This is a genomic window from Kribbella sp. CA-245084 (assembly GCF_050942355.1).
Classification (GTDB): domain Bacteria; phylum Actinomycetota; class Actinomycetes; order Propionibacteriales; family Kribbellaceae; genus Kribbella.
The window spans coordinates 4646388-4661229 of the sequence record NZ_CP192053.1 but is presented as its reverse complement, the minus strand read 5'-3'; the positions used below and the strand labels follow the sequence as shown (position 1 = coordinate 4661229).

The window sequence follows — 14842 nt, the reverse complement described above, 5'->3', positions numbered from 1 at the left end:
AGGTAATCTTCGGGGCATGATCATCGCTGTCGACGGCCCGAGCGGCTCCGGTAAGTCGAGCACCGCCCGCGGAGTGGCCACCCGGCTCGGACTGCGGTTCCTCGACACCGGGGCGACGTACCGGGCGGTGACCTGGTCGGCGGTCGAGCACGGGCTGGATCTGGACGACACCGCCGCGGTCGCGCAGCGGGCCCGGGACCTGCGCCTGGAGATCAGCACCGACCCCGGCCACCAGTTCGTGATCGCCGACGGGACCGACGTCACCACCGCGATCCGGGAGCCGCGGATCAGCGAGGTGGTCTCGAAGATCGCCACCAATCTGGAGGTTCGCAAGGAGCTGATCCGGCGGCAGCGGTCGATCATCGACAACGCCCAGCCGAGCGGCGGGATCGTGGTCGAGGGCCGCGACATCGCCACCGTGGTCGCGACCGACGCCGAGCTGAAGGTGCTGCTGACCGCCGACCAGGAGGCCCGGATGGCGCGCCGCGGCGCCGAGGTCGGCTCGTTGACCGCCGACCAGCTGCGGGACCAGATCATCCGGCGCGACGCCGACGACTCGACCGTGTCGGAGTTCCAGGTCGCCTCCGACGGCGCGGTCACCATCGACTCGACGTACATGACGCTGGAAGAGGTCGTCGACGCGATCAGCCGACTCGCAAAGGAGACCGTCCCCCAAGGCCGGGACCGATGACGACGGAAGTCACCGGGCACAAGGATCTGCCCCGCACCGATGATCTGCCGCCGTTGCCGTACCGGTTGGCGCTGCCGATGCGGAAGCTCGCGAAGCCGTATTTCCTGCACAAGTACAACCTGACCATCCACCACGAGGACCGGTTCCCGCTGACCGGTCCGCTGCTGATGGCGCCGAACCACCTGAGTCTGCTGGACGGTCCGCTGCTCGGGGCGGTCGCGCCGCGGATGCTGCACCAGCTCGGCAAGATCGAGGTGTTCGGCGGTCTCCAGGGCGCGCTGTTGCGCCGGGTCGGCCAGATCCCGGTCGACAGGTCGACGTACGACATGCTGGCGGTCCGCAGGTCCATCCAGGTGCTGCGGGACGGCCGGGTGCTGAACATCTACCCCGAAGGCACCCGCGGACCCGGTGATTTCAGCCGGATCCGGAGCGGCGTGGCGTACCTGGCGATGGTGACCGGGGCCCCGATCCTGCCGGTCGTGCTGATGGGGACCAGGCTGCCCGGGGGCGATATCGAGGGATTCCCGCCCGCCGGGAGCCGCATCGACGTCGTGTATGGCGAGCCGTTCGCCGTCGACCGCGTACCCTTTCCTAGGAGACATTCCGACGTACAGGCGGTTGCCGACCACATCGGCGACGTGCTGCGCGCCCATGTGAAGGCGGCCGTCGAAGAAACCGGCCACCCTCTTCCGGGCTGGCGAGACGAGAAGGACCCTGATGACTGACCTGCCCACCGAAGTACCGACGCACGACCGTGAGGACACCGGGCCCCTCCCTGTGCTCGCGATCGTCGGGCGGCCGAACGTGGGCAAGTCCACGCTGGTCAACCGCATCATCGGCCGCCGCGAGGCGGTCGTCGAGGACACTCCGGGCGTGACCCGGGACCGCGTGTCGTACGACGCCAACTGGGCCGGCCGTGAGTTCACGGTCGTCGACACCGGCGGCTGGGACCCGGACGCGGTCGGAATGGCAGCCCTGGTCGCGGCCCAGGCGGAGGTCGCGATCAACGCGGCCGACGCGGTGCTGTTCGTGGTCGACGCTGTCGTCGGCATCACCGACGCCGACGAGGCCGTGGTCCGCGTACTGCGGAAGTCGGGCAAGCCCGTCGTACTCGCCGCGAACAAGGTCGACGACCAGCGCGTCGAGTCCGAAGCGATGAACCTGTGGAGCCTGGGCATCGGCGAGCCGTTCCCGGTCTCCGCGATGCACGGCCGCGGCACGGGCGACATGCTCGACGCCGTGCTCGCGGCTCTGCCCGAGGCGCCGCCCGAGCGCGACGGCGAGCTCGGCGGGCCGCGACGGGTCGCGATCGTCGGCAAGCCGAACGTCGGCAAGTCGTCCCTGCTGAACAAGGTCGCCAAGGAGGACCGGGTCGTCGTCAGCGACGTCGCCGGGACGACGGTCGACCCGGTGGACGAGCTGATCCTGCTCGGCGGCAAGGAGTGGCGGTTCATCGACACCGCCGGCATCCGGCGCAAGGTGAAGAACTCCCAGGGCCACGAGTACTACGCCTCGCTGCGGACCAACGCGGCGATCGATCGGGCCGAGGTGGTCGTCGTCGTCATCGACTCCTCACAGTCGATCACCGAGCAGGACCTGCGGATCATGAACGCGGTCGAGGAAGCCGGCAAGGCGCTCGTGATCGCGTACAACAAGTGGGACCTGATGGACGACGAGCGGCGCTACTACCTGGAGCGCGAGATCGACCGCGACCTGGTGCAGTTCCGCTGGGCGCCGCGGGTGAACATCAGCGCGCTCACCGGCTGGCACATGGAGAAGCTGGTGCCCGCGGTCGAGGCGGCGCTCGAGGGATGGCAGACCCGTGTCCCGACCGGTCAGCTGAACGCGTTCCTGGGCAGGTTGGTTGCCGCGCACCCGCACCCGGTCCGCTCCGGCAAGCAGCCGAAGATCCTGTTCGGCACGCAGGCCACGACCATGCCGCCGACCTTCGCGATCTTCACCTCCGGCCAGATCGAGGCGTCGTACCAGCGCTTCATCGAGCGCCGCCTACGCGAGGACTTCGGCTTCGTCGGCAGCCCGGTCCACGTCCAGATCCGAGCCCGCCAAAAGAACAAGAAACGCTGACACAACCCGGTAAGAACGACCCCTGCGGATGGGGTAAGGTTTACTCCGGCTCGCTCCTCGGAGCGGGTTTCGGGCTGTGGCGTAGTTTGGTAACGCGTCTGGCTGGGGGCCAGAAGACCGCAGGTTCAAATCCTGTCAGCCCGACCTGAGAGGGGCACCGATTCTGTCGGTGCCCCTCACTACGTTTGCCCATGACGACTTCAGGCGACAGACGAACCTGGACCGACGACGACCTCCGCCAGGCGGTGGCGGAGAACCATTCGTGGCGCGGTGCCGCACGCGCGCTGGGAGTCAGCGACGGCGCCGAGTCCCGCGTCCGCATCAAGGGACACGCGATGCGCTTGGGGCTGGACTGCGCGATCCTCAAGCCGTCTGGCTCAGCCTGCCCAGTAGCAGAGCCACTGAAGCTACCTGGGCGTCCAGAGATGCTGCGGGCTGCCGCTCCAGCTCTGGCGACGGCCACTGGCTGGTCGGGATCGGACGCCGGCCCTACGTGCCGGACAAGTCGGCCACGAAGATGCCGTACGACCCGGAAGAAATCGACCTATTCTTCATTGTCCTTGGCAACGGAAGTCTGTATGTCATCCCGAGCTCAGTCAGTGGCCGGTCGAGCCTCCATCTACGCAGACACGTATGCGCCGTACCGCGTGGGCGATGCTTCGAGTCTGTTGCGTAGTGGGGCACCAGCGGTTGCCGATGCCCCACGAGTTGTGTCAGCGCACGCCCGCGAGTTCCTTGGCCTCCGGGCCCTCGTCGACTCGCAGGGTTTCGCCTTCGATGTCTACTCGGGGGGTGATGCGGTCCAGCCACTTCGGGAACCACCAGGCTCGGTCTCCTAGGAGGCTGAGGATCGCGGGGACCAGCGTCATGCGGACCACGAAGGCGTCGATCAGTACGCCGATCGTGAGGCCGAAGCCGATCGCCTTGATGATCGGGTCGTCGACCAGGATGAAGCCGGCGAAGACCGAGGCCATGATCAGAGCGGCGGCGGTGACGACGCGGGCGCCGTGGCCGAGGCCCTGGACGGTGGCGTCGTTCGCGTGCCGGCCGTGGACGAACTCCTCCCGGACGCGGGACACGATGAACACCTCGTAGTCCATCGCGAGCCCGAACAGGATGCCCATCATGATGATCGGCAGGAAGCTCACCAGCGGACCGGGGGAGTCGATCCCGACCAGCTTCGCCAGGTGACCCTGCTGGAACACCGCGACCGTGATCCCGAACGTCGCCCCGATCGTCAGCACGAACCCGAGTGTCGCCTTCAACGGCACCAGCACCGACCGGAACGCCAGCAGCAACAGCAGGAACGACAACCCGATCACCACGAACAGGTACGTCGGCAACGCGTCGGAAAGCTTGTTCGACACGTCGACCCCGACCGCGGTGTTCCCAGTCACGGAGATGGTCGCGTCACCGGTGGCGAGCGGCTTCACCGCTGAGCGCAGGTTCTTGACCAGGTCCGAGGTCTCCTCGCTGGCCGGTCCGCTCTTCGGGATCACCTGCAGCAACCGCGTCGTACCATCCTGGCTTGCTGCGGCCGGCTGCGCCGCGACGACGTCGGGAAGGCCCTGTGCTTTGCCCAATACCTGCTGTGCCACCGCGTTCGAGGTTGCCGGGTCGTTGCTCTGCACAACGACCACCAGCGGTCCGTTCGCGCCCGGTCCGAACGCGGCGGCGGTCATGTCGTACGCGACCCGCTGGTTGGTGCCGGCGGCCGCGGACGCGCCGTCCGGCAGCGCGAGCTGCATGTCCTTCACCGGGATCGCCAGGAACCCGAGCCCGATGATGCCGACAGCAACGATCGGCACCCGCAGCCGCGTCACCAGCCGGCCCCAGCGGAAACCGAACCCCTCCTTGTGTACAGCCGCGGTCGGCGCCTTCCGCAACTTCCGCGGCAGCACCCGGTTCCCGACGAAGCCGAGCAACGCCGGCAGCAGCGTCAAAGCGACGAGTACGGCGGTCAGCACTGTCGCCGCAGCGGCCAGACCCATCGCGGTCAGGAACGGCACCCCGACCACCGACAACCCGGCCAACGCGATCACCACGGTCGCGCCGGCGAACAACACCGCCGACCCGGCCGTCGCCGTTGCCCGCGCGACAGACTCCTCCGGATCCATCCCCTCACCCAGCTGTGACCGGTGGCGCGAGCTGATGAACAACGAATAGTCGATCCCGACCGCAAGCCCGAGCATCAACGCCAGGATCGGCGCCGTCGACGAGACATCGGTGAACGCGGTCACGATGAACAGGCCGGCCATCCCGGCCAGTACGCCGAGCAGCGCCGTCACCAGCGTCATGCCCGCGGCGACGAGCGACCCGAACGTCACGACCAGTACGACGGCCGCCACCGCGACACCGATCACCTCGGTCGCACCGATCTCCGGGACGCCGGACTTGATCTGCCCGCCCGGGACGACCTTGAGATCACCCGAACTCAGGCCGCTCAGACCGTCGTACCCGTCGACGCTCTCGTGCGACAGCTCATCGGCGGGCTTGTCGAATTGGACGCTTATCAGCCCCGTCGTACCGTCCGGGCTGATCGCCTTGCTGGTGAACGGGTCGACCGCACCGATCACCTCGGGCACCTTGGCGACCTTGGCAACCGTCGCGCCGACTGCGGCCTTCACGGTCGGGTCGGCGAGCGTCTTGCCGTCGGGCGCCTTCACCACGACGGTCGACGACGCGCCGCTCGCGGCCGGCAGCTCCTGCTTGAGTGCATCGAGCGCCCGCTGCGACTCGGTGCCCGGGATCGAGAACGTGTTCGCGGTCTTGCCGCCCAGCGTCAGCGCGCCGACGCCCAGCAGGACCAGGAACAGCGCCCATACAGCGGCAACCAGCCGCCTGCGCTGGTAGGAGAACCGGCCGAGCCGGTACAGCAGATTGGCCATCGGGAAGTGCATCCGTTCGGTTCGGTACGGCGTACGGGCAGAGGAGATCGTCCGCTCGATGGCGGAGGGCGGGTCAGGGCTCAGGCGCGGCGGAGCAGTCTCCGCAGGGCGATGTCGCAGAGTCTTCGGAGGTCGTCGTCGGTACGCTCGCCGGAATGCCGGCACTCGCCGAGCAGACCGTTGATCGCGAACTTCGCTAGATCGTGCTCGAGCGGGTCGTCCGAGCCGGCCATGTACTCGGTCAGGCGCATGCCGTCGGTGACGAGCTGCCCGACCTCGGGCATCTGCTCGATCACCGGGAGGATGTCCTGCAGTACGTCGACCACGCCGCGGTGCACAACGGCGAGATCGATGAAGCGCTGGATCGCGAGCTCCTGTGCGTCGGCCCGGGGCAGCTGGGCCGCGGCCTTGACGAGCTCGGCGACGTCGGCGGCGGCGGGCTCGAGGACGGCCGCGAGCACGGCCGGCTTGCCGCTGAAGTGGTACAGCACCGTCGCCTTCGAGCAGCCGGCCGCGGTCGCGATGTCCTGCAGTGACGTCGCGTTGTAGCCGCCGGCCTGGAACAGGTGCATCGCCTGCCGGACGATCTCGCGCCTGGTCCGCTCCCGGGCGGGGGTGGTGACTGCCATGTCAGCATCTTGACTGACCGATCGGCCAGTTTTCAACCGATCGGTCAGGATTGTGGTCCGGTTCACGCTGGATTTGCTGTGTAATGTTGTAAGCCAGGAGGCGGGCGCGATGGCGGATGAGCTGGCTGGGGACGACGTACTGGATGCCTACTCCCGAGTGGTCTCGGGGGTGGCCGAACACCTGATCCCGCGGGTCGCGAGCCTGCGGATCCACAGCCGGCGCGGCGACTCGTCCGGCTCCGGCGTGGTGCTGACCGGCGACGGTCACCTGCTCACCAACGCGCACGTGGTCGGCGACGGCTCGGAGGCCTCCGCCGAATTCGCCGACGGTACGACGGCGCAGGCCCGCATCGTCGGAGTCGACCGGCTGTCCGACCTCGCCGTACTGCGGGCCGACCGCGAGATCCCCGACCCGCCGGAGTACGGCGACGCGGACCACCTGAAGGTCGGGAACCTGGTAGTTGCCGTGGGCAACCCACTCGGCCTGGCCGGGAGCGTGACCGCCGGTGTGGTGAGCGCCCTGGGCCGATCGCTGCCGGTGCGCAGCGGTTCGGCACAGCGGATCATCGAGGACGTCATCCAGACCGACGCAGCGCTGAACCCGGGCAACTCCGGGGGAGCGTTGGCCGACGGCAACGGTCGCGTGATCGGCATCAACACAGCGGTTGCCGGGATCGGCCTCGGCCTTGCCGTCCCGATCAACCCGACGACTCGCCGGATCATCTACTCGCTACTGCACGACGGTCGCGTACGCCGCGCGTACCTCGGCCTCGTGACGACGCCCGCACCGCTTCGACCGTCACTTGCTGAGCGGTTCGACCAGCGGACGGCGCTCCGGGTCGTCGAGGTGATCCCGGCGAGCCCGGCCGCCGCCGCGGGCCTCCGCGAAGGAGATCTGGTGCTGGCGGTGGACGGCGTACCGCTTCGGGATGCTCAGTCTCTGCAGCGGCAGCTGTTCGAGGACGCGATCGCCCGCCGTACGGAGATCACCGCGATCCGCAACAACGCCCTGGTCGACGTGATTGCCTACCCCGCCGAGCTCACTGATCGGTGAGGCCGGCCCGGAGGAGGACGCAGGTGCCCGGTTTGAGCGGGGCGCCCGGGAAGATGAAGTCGCGGGTGACCTCGGTGAACCCGAAGCTCTTGTTGAGGTCGAGGATCGCGCCGTTCGCCTGGTTGGCGAAGTAGTAGACGGCGTCGGCGCGCTCGGCGGTCCAGCGCATGCGGTCCCGGGTCAGGAGCTCGCCGATGCCGTGGCGTCGCCAGGCGGGGGAGACGATCAGGCCGATCAGGTAGTACCCCGTCGGGGCGGTCGTCGGCGGATCGTCGGGTTTGAGCTCGTGGCGGATCACGCCGCCGTACCCGACGACCTCATCGCCGACGACCGCGACGGCGATGTACTTGTCCGGGTTGGCGAGGTCGGCCACCAGCCGCTCGCGCCGCTCGGCCGCGGACCCGTGGGTCCGCGACACGATCAGCTCGGCACACGCGTCCAGGTCACGCAGCTCTCCTGGACGCACGCGTACGTCGACGGTCTGCCGGGCGACACCCGGTTCGTATTCGGCGAACCCGCTCACCAGCCGCGCTCACGCCACTCGGCGAGGTGCGGGCGCTCGGTGCCGAGGGTGGTGTCGGAGCCGTGGCCGGGGTAGACCCACGTCTCGTCGGGGAGCTCGTTGAAGAGCTTGGTCTCGACGTCGTTGATCAGCGACGTGAACCGCTCCGCGTCTTCCTGGGTGTTGCCGACGCCTCCCGGGAACAGCGAGTCGCCGGTGAACAGATGCGGTGCGCCGTCCGGGTCGTCGTACACCAAGGCGATCGAGCCGGGGGTGTGGCCGACGAGGTGGATCACGCGGAGACTGCACTGGCCGACGGCGATGTGGTCGCCGTCGTCGACGAGCTGGTCGGTCGGGACCGGGATGCCCTCGGCGTCGTACCGCCCGGCGACCGTGGTGGCACCCGTCCGTGCGACGACCTCCGCCAGCGCCTCCCAGTGGTCCTGGTGGCGGTGCGTGGTGATGACGCGTGCGAGGCCGCCGTCGCCGATCAGCTGCAGCAGCGTGTCCGCGTCGTTCGCGGCGTCGATCAGGACCTGCTCGTCGGTCTGGCGGCAACGCAGCAGGTAGGCGTTGTTGTTCATCGGCCCGACGGCGACCTTGGTGATCATCAACTGGGCCAGCTCGTGGGTCTGGGCCGGGCCGCCGACCTTGACGTTCCCGTGGTACTCCGGCATGCGCCTTCTCCCTGGATGTCGGTGATAGAGCCGATCCTTGCACTACTGGCGCGGGCTGTGCAGACCACCCTCGGCGATCGAATATACTTTCGAAACGCCCCGCGGACAGTGCACTGGATCCGGCGGCGGAAGTTTTTGTCGGTGGGCCTCGTTAGCATGACGGGGCATGCCCCGGATACCCTCGAGAACGGCTGAGAGTGAGCTTGTGTCTGACCGTCTGATCGTGCGCGGAGCGCGTGAGCACAACCTGAAGGACGTCTCGGTCGACCTGCCCCGGGACGCCATGATCGTCTTCACCGGGCTGTCCGGGTCCGGCAAGTCCAGCCTGGCCTTCGACACGATCTTCGCCGAGGGCCAGCGGCGCTACGTCGAGTCGCTCTCGGCGTATGCACGCCAGTTCCTGGGCCAGATGGACAAACCGGACGTCGACTTCATCGAGGGGCTGTCACCGGCCGTCTCGATCGACCAGAAGTCCACCTCACGCAACCCGCGGTCGACTGTCGGCACGATCACCGAGGTCTACGACTACCTCCGGCTGCTGTTCGCCCGGGCCGGGCGTCCGCACTGCCCGGAGTGCGGCGAGCCGATCGCGCGGCAGACCCCGCAGCAGATCGTCGACCGGGTGCTCGAGCTCGATGAGGGCACCCGGTTCCAGGTGCTCGCCCCGGTCGTCCGCGGCCGCAAGGGGGAGTACGTCGACCTCTTCCGGCAGCTGACCGGTCAAGGGTTCTCCCGGGCGCGCGTCGACGGTGAGACCATCCAGCTCACCGACCCGCCGAAGCTCGACAAGCAGAAGAAGCACAGCATCGACGTGATCGTCGACCGGCTCGCGGTGAAGGGTTCGGCCAAGCAGCGGCTCACCGATTCGGTCGAGACCGCGCTCGGGCTGGCCAGCGGCCTGCTCGTGCTGGACTTCGTCGACCTGCCGGACAACGACCCGCACCGCGAGCGTCGCTTCTCCGAGAAGCTCGCCTGTCCGAACGATCACCCGCTGGCCATCGACGAGCTGGAGCCGCGGTCGTTCTCGTTCAACTCGCCGTACGGCGCCTGCCCGGTCTGCTCCGGGCTCGGCACGCGGATGGAGGTCGACCCGGAGCTGCTGGTTCCGGACCCGTCCAAGTCGCTCGACGAGGGCGCGATCCAGCCGTGGTCCGGGCAGAACGTCACGCAGTACTTCGAGCGCCTGCTCGACGCGCTGGCGAAGGACCTGAAGTTCAAGACCAGCACGCCGTTCGGCGAGCTGCCGGCGAAGGCGAAGAAGGCGCTGCTCACCGGCCACGACAAGCAGGTCCACGTCTCGTACCAGAACCGCTACGGCCGCGAGCGGTCGTACTACACCAGCTTCGAAGGCGTGATCCCGTATGTCGAGCGCCGGCACACCGAGGCGTCGAGCGACACCGGCCGGGAGCGCTTCGAGGAGTACATGCGCGAGGTGCCGTGCCTGGCCTGCAACGGCGCGCGGCTGAAGCCGATCTCGCTGGCAGTCACGCTCGGCGGCAAGAACATCGCGGAGATCAGCGCGATGTCGATCGACGAGGTCCACGACTTCCTCGTGCAGATGGAGCTGAGCCCGCGGGAGAAGCAGATCGCGGAGCGGGTGGTCAAGGAGATCGGGGAGCGGCTGCGGTTCCTGCTCGACGTCGGTCTGGACTACCTGGCGCTGAGCCGGCCGGCGGGTTCGCTGTCCGGTGGTGAGGCGCAGCGGATCCGGCTTGCGACCCAGATCGGCTCGGGTCTGGTCGGCGTGCTGTATGTGCTCGACGAGCCGTCGATCGGTCTGCACCAGCGGGACAACCGGCGACTGATCGAGACGCTCGTCCGGCTCAAGGAGCTGGGCAACACGCTGATCGTCGTCGAGCACGACGAGGACACCATCGATCACGCCGACTGGGTCGTCGACATCGGCCCCGGCGCCGGTGAGCACGGCGGCCAGGTCGTCGTGTCCGGCACGGTCGAGGATCTGCGCAACCACCCGGACTCGATCACCGGCCAGTACATCTCCGGTCGCCGGGAGATCCCGATCCCCGCCGTCCGGCGACCGCTGACCGAGGGCCGTGAGCTGACGGTGTACGGCGCCCGGCAGAACAACCTGAAGGACATCGACGTCACGATCCCGCTCGGGGTGTTCGTCGCGGTCACGGGTGTGTCGGGCTCGGGCAAGTCGACGCTGGTCAACGACATCTTGTACACGTCGCTGGCGCGGCAGATCTACGGCGCTCGCACGGTGCCTGGCCGGCACACGAAGATCTCCGGGATGGAGCTGGTCGACAAGGTCATCCACGTCGACCAGTCACCGATCGGCCGGACGCCGCGGTCCAACCCGGCGACGTACACCGGCGTGTGGGACCACGTCCGCAAGCTGTTCGCGGAGACGCCCGAGGCGAAGGTCCGCGGGTACCAGCAGGGTCGCTTCTCGTTCAACGTCAAGGGCGGCCGCTGCGAGGCCTGCTCGGGTGACGGCACGCTGAAGATCGAGATGAACTTCCTCCCGGACGTGTATGTCCCGTGCGAGGTGTGCCACGGCGCGCGGTACAACCGCGAGACGCTCGAGGTGCACTACAAGGGCAAGACGGTCGCGGACGTGCTGGACATGCCGATCGAGGAGGCGTCGGAGTTCTTCGCGGCGATCCCGGCGATCTCGCGGCACCTGACCACGCTGACCGAGGTCGGTCTCGGCTACGTCCGGCTGGGCCAGCCCGCGCCGACGTTGTCCGGTGGCGAGGCGCAGCGGGTGAAGCTGGCGTCGGAGCTGCAGAAGCGGTCGACCGGCCGGACGGTGTACGTGCTGGACGAGCCGACGACCGGTCTGCACTTCGAGGACATCCGCAAGCTGCTCGACGTGTTGAGCGGCCTGGTGGACAAGGGCAACTCAGTGCTGGTCATCGAGCACAACCTCGACGTCATCAAGACCGCCGACTGGTTGATCGACCTCGGTCCGGACGGCGGTCGCCGCGGCGGCACGCTGGTCGCGGAAGGTACGCCGGAGGAGGTCGCGGCCAACCCGGCGTCGTACACCGGGCAGTTCCTGGCCGAGATCCTCAAGGGACGGGCGGCGAAGCCGAGCGCGAGGAAGCAGGCCATCGAGGCAGCGCCGGTGAAGGCCGTAGCGAAGAAGGCGGTTGCGAAGAAGGCCGTGGCCAAGAAGGCAGTGGCCAAGAAAGCGGTGAAGAAGGCCGCGCCGGCCAAGAAGACGGCGACCCGGAAACGCGTCGCCGGCTGACCAGCACCTCGTCAGCGGCGGAACAGCTGCTGGACGAGGTGGCGGACCCAGGTACGGCGCGGCGACGGCAGTAGCGCCGCCGGCAGCATGACTGTCGGCGGCTCGGCCAACGTGACCGGCACCTGGACCATCCGGTCGCCCTGCAGCCAGAACACGTCCGGACTGCACTGGTCAGGCGCGTTGCGATAGGTGTCCGCGACGAACCTCGCCAGCTCGTTCGCGGCTTCTTGCCCGGCATCCGCGGCGCAGAAAGCGACCGTGCTCAACCGCGGTACGCCGAGCAGTACGCCCAGGCCGAGAGACGCCTGCGGTAGCAGATTCTCGCGATCGACCACCGCCATCGACACGAGCGGGTCATCGTCCCGGCTGAGCACCGAGAACCCGTCGTGCTCGACCGGCCGCAGGTCGGAGATCTGCTCCAGCGTGAGCTGTACCGGCGACGGCACGGCCGGATCGCCGAGCCCGAGCATCGATCGCCGTACGACGGTCAGCCGCCGCAGCTCCTTGCCGGTGCGGATGAACACCACGACCTCGAAATGGTCCCCGAACGGGATCAGCGCGTCGGCCACCGGTCCGGCCGTCCGGGCCGACCACCCGCGTTGAACGAGCAGCGCCCGCTGCCGCTCAGCGACATCCCCGAACCGGTGCTCCTCGGTCGCGAGCTCACCCTCGGCGACGACGGCGCGGAGCCAGGCCTCGATCTGCTCGGCCCAGCGCTGCTGTGGGACCTGATTGCACCGATCGATGATCTCGCCCAGCCCGACGACCGCGGACATCTGCAGGGCGCCGCGGCCCCAGCCGACCTCGACCGTGCGCTCGGCGGTGTCGACGACGCAGCCCGGCATCCACATCGGCGCGAGGTCCGCGATCGCCCTCAGCACGGTCGAGTCGTTCGTCGTTCCTGTCATCCCTTGGCCTTCCCCACGCCCAAAGTCTGTCAGGCACCCGGTCGACGCGTGCCCCGGCGGGTGGTGGCGCCCATCAGATTCGCAGCCGATTCACAGCAAACCTTCAAACTGCAGTTCAATCCTGGAGTCGTTGAACCGTTCGGGTCATCCGGTCGTTTGACTCGGTATATAGCGTTCAACTACTTCGACCAGCAGGCTCCTGGAGGTCCAGATTCATGAGCGATGACACGATGGCACCGGCCACCCCGCAGCAGACCGAGGCCGCGCCCGGCGCAGCGGCGGACGGTACGCGCGACCGGAGGACGGTGCTCCGCTGCGCGGCGGTGGCTGCGCTGGTGGGTGCCAGCGCCCCGATCCTCGCCGCCTGCGGAAGCAGCGACGACGCGTCCGGCGGCGGCGCCTCGACGCCGTCGGCCACCGGCTCCAGCTCCGCGCCCACCGCGAGCACTCCCAGCGCCAGCGCATCGTCGAGTGCCCCGTCGTCGAGCGCTCCGGCCAACACCGGGACGGTCCTCGGCCCGGTGTCCGACGTACCGGTCGGCGGTGGGAAGGTGTTCACCGAGGCCAAGGTCGTGGTGACCCAGCCGACCGCTGGTCAGTACAAGGGCTTCTCGGCGGTCTGCACGCACCAGGGCAACATCGTCGGCTCGGTCGAGGACGGACAGATCGTCTGCCCGTTCCACAACAGCCACTTCAAGATCACCGACGGCAGCGTGGCCAGCGGGCCGGCGCAGTCGCCGCTGCCCGCGGTGAACGTCGCCGTCCAGGGCAGCAACATCGTTCAGTCCGCCTGACGTGCGAAAGGGCCCGGCCTACCGGCCGGGCCCTTTGCGTTAGATCAGGACTGGGCCGGATCGGCCTTCCCGACGTACAGCAGCTTGTTCGGCGAAGCGTCGCCCGGGTCGCCGACCTTGTCCGGCGTCGAGTTGCCGACCAGCGCCTTCGCGACGTCGGCCGGGGTGGCGTCCGGGTGGTCGGCCAGGTAGAGCGCGATGCCGCCGGCGACGTGCGGCGTCGCCATCGACGTACCGCTCATCTTCGCGGTCGCGTCCGGGTCGGTGATGCCGACCGAGGTGATGTCGACGCCAGGCGCGAACAGGTCCACGCACTTGCCGAAGTTCGAGAACGACGCCCGCTGGTCCTGGTCGTCGGTCGCGCCGACCGTGATCGCCGAGGGCTCCCGGGCCGGCGAGCTCAGGCAGGCGTCCTGGCTATCGTTGCCAGCAGCAACGGCATACGTGACACCGGCGCCGACCGAAGCCTTGACCGCCGCGTCCAGCGCGTCGTCCGCGCCGCCGCCCAGGCTCATGTTCGCCACCGCCGGCTTCTTCGCGTTCTTGGTCACCCAGTCGATCCCGGCCACGACGGACTCGGTCGAGCCGGAGCCCTTGCAGTCGAGAACCCGGACCGCGATCACCTTCGCACCCTTGGCCAGGCCGTACGTCGTCCCCGCGATGGTGCCGGCCACGTGGCTGCCGTGGCCCATGCAGTCGACGCCGTTCTGGCCGTCGCCGACGGTGTCGGTGCCGACCGACGCACGGTCGCCGAAGTCCTTGTGCTTGGCATAGATACCGGTGTCGATCACGTAGACGTTCACGTTGTCGGCGGTGGTCGAGGCCTCGTACTTCTTGTCCAGCGGCAGATCGCGCTGGTCGGCCCGGTCCAGGCCCCACGGCGGGTCGTCCTGGCTGACGGTGATCTTCTGGTTCTGCTGCACGAACGCGACCCGCGAGTCACCCGCGAGCTTCTTCGCCTGGTCCTCATTCATACTCGCCGAGAAGCCCTTGATCGAGGCGTCGTACTGGTCCTTGACCTTGACGTCGTAGCTCGCCGCCAGGCTCTGGGTGGTGACCCGGGTCTGCGCCTGCGACCGCTGGCCGTTGAGTACGACGATGTAGCTGCCGGGGATCGCGTTCGAACTGCCGGCGCCGCGGATGGACGCAGTACCGGCCGGGGTTGGCTGTGCCGCATTGCTGCCGGCTGCCGACGCGACGATGCCGGTGACCGCGAGCGCTGAAGCCGCTAGTGCGCCGAGTACAGCGCGCGGCCTGCTCAGGGATGGGGACATGGGCGGAACTCCCTCGAGTCAGCGCAAGGCCTTGTTGCCTCACGCAAAGGTCCTGCACATCTACCCTGGGTCACACGCTAGAGACGTCGCTCATCCCAACCGGGGGTCAAACCGGGCTTA

Annotated in this window: 12 protein-coding genes and 1 tRNA gene; 7 read left to right on the top strand and 6 right to left on the bottom strand. The window is 68.6% G+C overall.

From position 1 onward, the window contains the following. Nucleotides 1-16: 16 nt before the first annotated feature. The 4 genes from cmk (at nucleotide 17) to ACQPYH_RS22380 (ending at nucleotide 2920) form a co-directional block, all read left to right on the top strand. The gene (cmk, locus tag ACQPYH_RS22395; RefSeq protein WP_432874564.1) at nucleotides 17-691 is read left to right on the top strand and encodes a (d)CMP kinase; all 675 of its coding nucleotides are present in this window, start codon (nucleotides 17-19) and stop codon (nucleotides 689-691) included. Further along, nucleotides 688-1416, top strand: coding sequence for a lysophospholipid acyltransferase family protein (locus tag ACQPYH_RS22390; protein WP_432874561.1), 729 nt, complete (start codon nucleotides 688-690; stop codon nucleotides 1414-1416). Before cmk ends, ACQPYH_RS22390 begins: the two co-directional genes overlap by 4 nt. Continuing rightward, nucleotides 1409-2776 carry a ribosome biogenesis GTPase Der gene (gene der, locus ACQPYH_RS22385; protein ID WP_432874559.1) on the top strand — a complete coding sequence of 456 codons (1368 nt, stop codon included), beginning with the start codon at nucleotides 1409-1411 and terminating at the stop codon, nucleotides 2774-2776. The genes ACQPYH_RS22390 and der overlap by 8 nt, the downstream gene beginning before the upstream one ends. Nucleotides 2777-2846: 70 nt before the next feature. Next, nucleotides 2847-2920, top strand: a tRNA-Pro gene (locus tag ACQPYH_RS22380). 569 nt (nucleotides 2921-3489) lie between these two features. Here the strand turns inward: ACQPYH_RS22380 and ACQPYH_RS22375 are convergent. Together ACQPYH_RS22375 and ACQPYH_RS22370 are read right to left on the bottom strand one after the other, a co-directional pair. Further along, nucleotides 3490-5664: an MMPL family transporter gene (locus tag ACQPYH_RS22375; RefSeq protein ID WP_432874556.1), complete on the bottom strand. Its 2175-nt coding sequence runs from the start codon at nucleotides 5662-5664 to the stop codon at nucleotides 3490-3492. An 80-nt stretch (nucleotides 5665-5744) separates the two neighbouring features. Then, the gene (locus tag ACQPYH_RS22370) at nucleotides 5745-6293 is read right to left on the bottom strand and encodes a TetR/AcrR family transcriptional regulator (RefSeq protein ID WP_432874552.1); all 549 of its coding nucleotides are present in this window, start codon (nucleotides 6291-6293) and stop codon (nucleotides 5745-5747) included. Nucleotides 6294-6402: 109 nt separating this feature from the next. Here ACQPYH_RS22370 and ACQPYH_RS22365 point away from each other — a divergent pair, with 109 nt between their 5' ends. Next, complete coding sequence (locus ACQPYH_RS22365) at nucleotides 6403-7347, top strand: S1C family serine protease (protein ID WP_432874550.1); 945 nt, start codon at nucleotides 6403-6405, stop codon at nucleotides 7345-7347. On the opposite strand, the gene ACQPYH_RS22360 is transcribed toward ACQPYH_RS22365, so the two are convergent. Beyond that, on the bottom strand, nucleotides 7334-7870 hold the full coding sequence (locus ACQPYH_RS22360) for an N-acetyltransferase family protein (RefSeq protein WP_432874547.1): 537 nt from the start codon (nucleotides 7868-7870) through the stop codon (nucleotides 7334-7336). The genes ACQPYH_RS22365 and ACQPYH_RS22360 overlap by 14 nt on opposite strands. Continuing rightward, nucleotides 7867-8526 carry an MBL fold metallo-hydrolase gene (locus ACQPYH_RS22355; protein ID WP_432874545.1) on the bottom strand — a complete coding sequence of 220 codons (660 nt, stop codon included), beginning with the start codon at nucleotides 8524-8526 and terminating at the stop codon, nucleotides 7867-7869. Before ACQPYH_RS22355 ends, ACQPYH_RS22360 begins: the two co-directional genes overlap by 4 nt. Before the next feature lie 205 nt (nucleotides 8527-8731). Here ACQPYH_RS22355 and uvrA point away from each other — a divergent pair, with 205 nt between their 5' ends. Beyond that, the gene (gene uvrA / locus ACQPYH_RS22350; protein ID WP_432874542.1) at nucleotides 8732-11746 is read left to right on the top strand and encodes an excinuclease ABC subunit UvrA; all 3015 of its coding nucleotides are present in this window, start codon (nucleotides 8732-8734) and stop codon (nucleotides 11744-11746) included. An 11-nt stretch (nucleotides 11747-11757) separates the two neighbouring features. Here the strand turns inward: uvrA and ACQPYH_RS22345 are convergent, their stop codons facing one another. Beyond that, nucleotides 11758-12654 (bottom strand): hypothetical protein, encoded by an 897-nt coding sequence (locus tag ACQPYH_RS22345; RefSeq protein ID WP_432874539.1) that lies wholly within the window; start codon nucleotides 12652-12654, stop codon nucleotides 11758-11760. A 215-nt stretch (nucleotides 12655-12869) separates the two neighbouring features. Between ACQPYH_RS22345 and ACQPYH_RS22340 the strand changes: the two genes are divergently transcribed. Beyond that, nucleotides 12870-13448: a Rieske (2Fe-2S) protein gene (locus ACQPYH_RS22340; protein ID WP_432874537.1), complete on the top strand. Its 579-nt coding sequence runs from the start codon at nucleotides 12870-12872 to the stop codon at nucleotides 13446-13448. 44 nt (nucleotides 13449-13492) lie between these two features. On the opposite strand, the gene ACQPYH_RS22335 is transcribed toward ACQPYH_RS22340, so the two are convergent. Further along, nucleotides 13493-14722 (bottom strand): S8 family peptidase, encoded by a 1230-nt coding sequence (locus ACQPYH_RS22335; protein WP_432874535.1) that lies wholly within the window; start codon nucleotides 14720-14722, stop codon nucleotides 13493-13495. Nucleotides 14723-14842 lie beyond the last annotated feature (120 nt).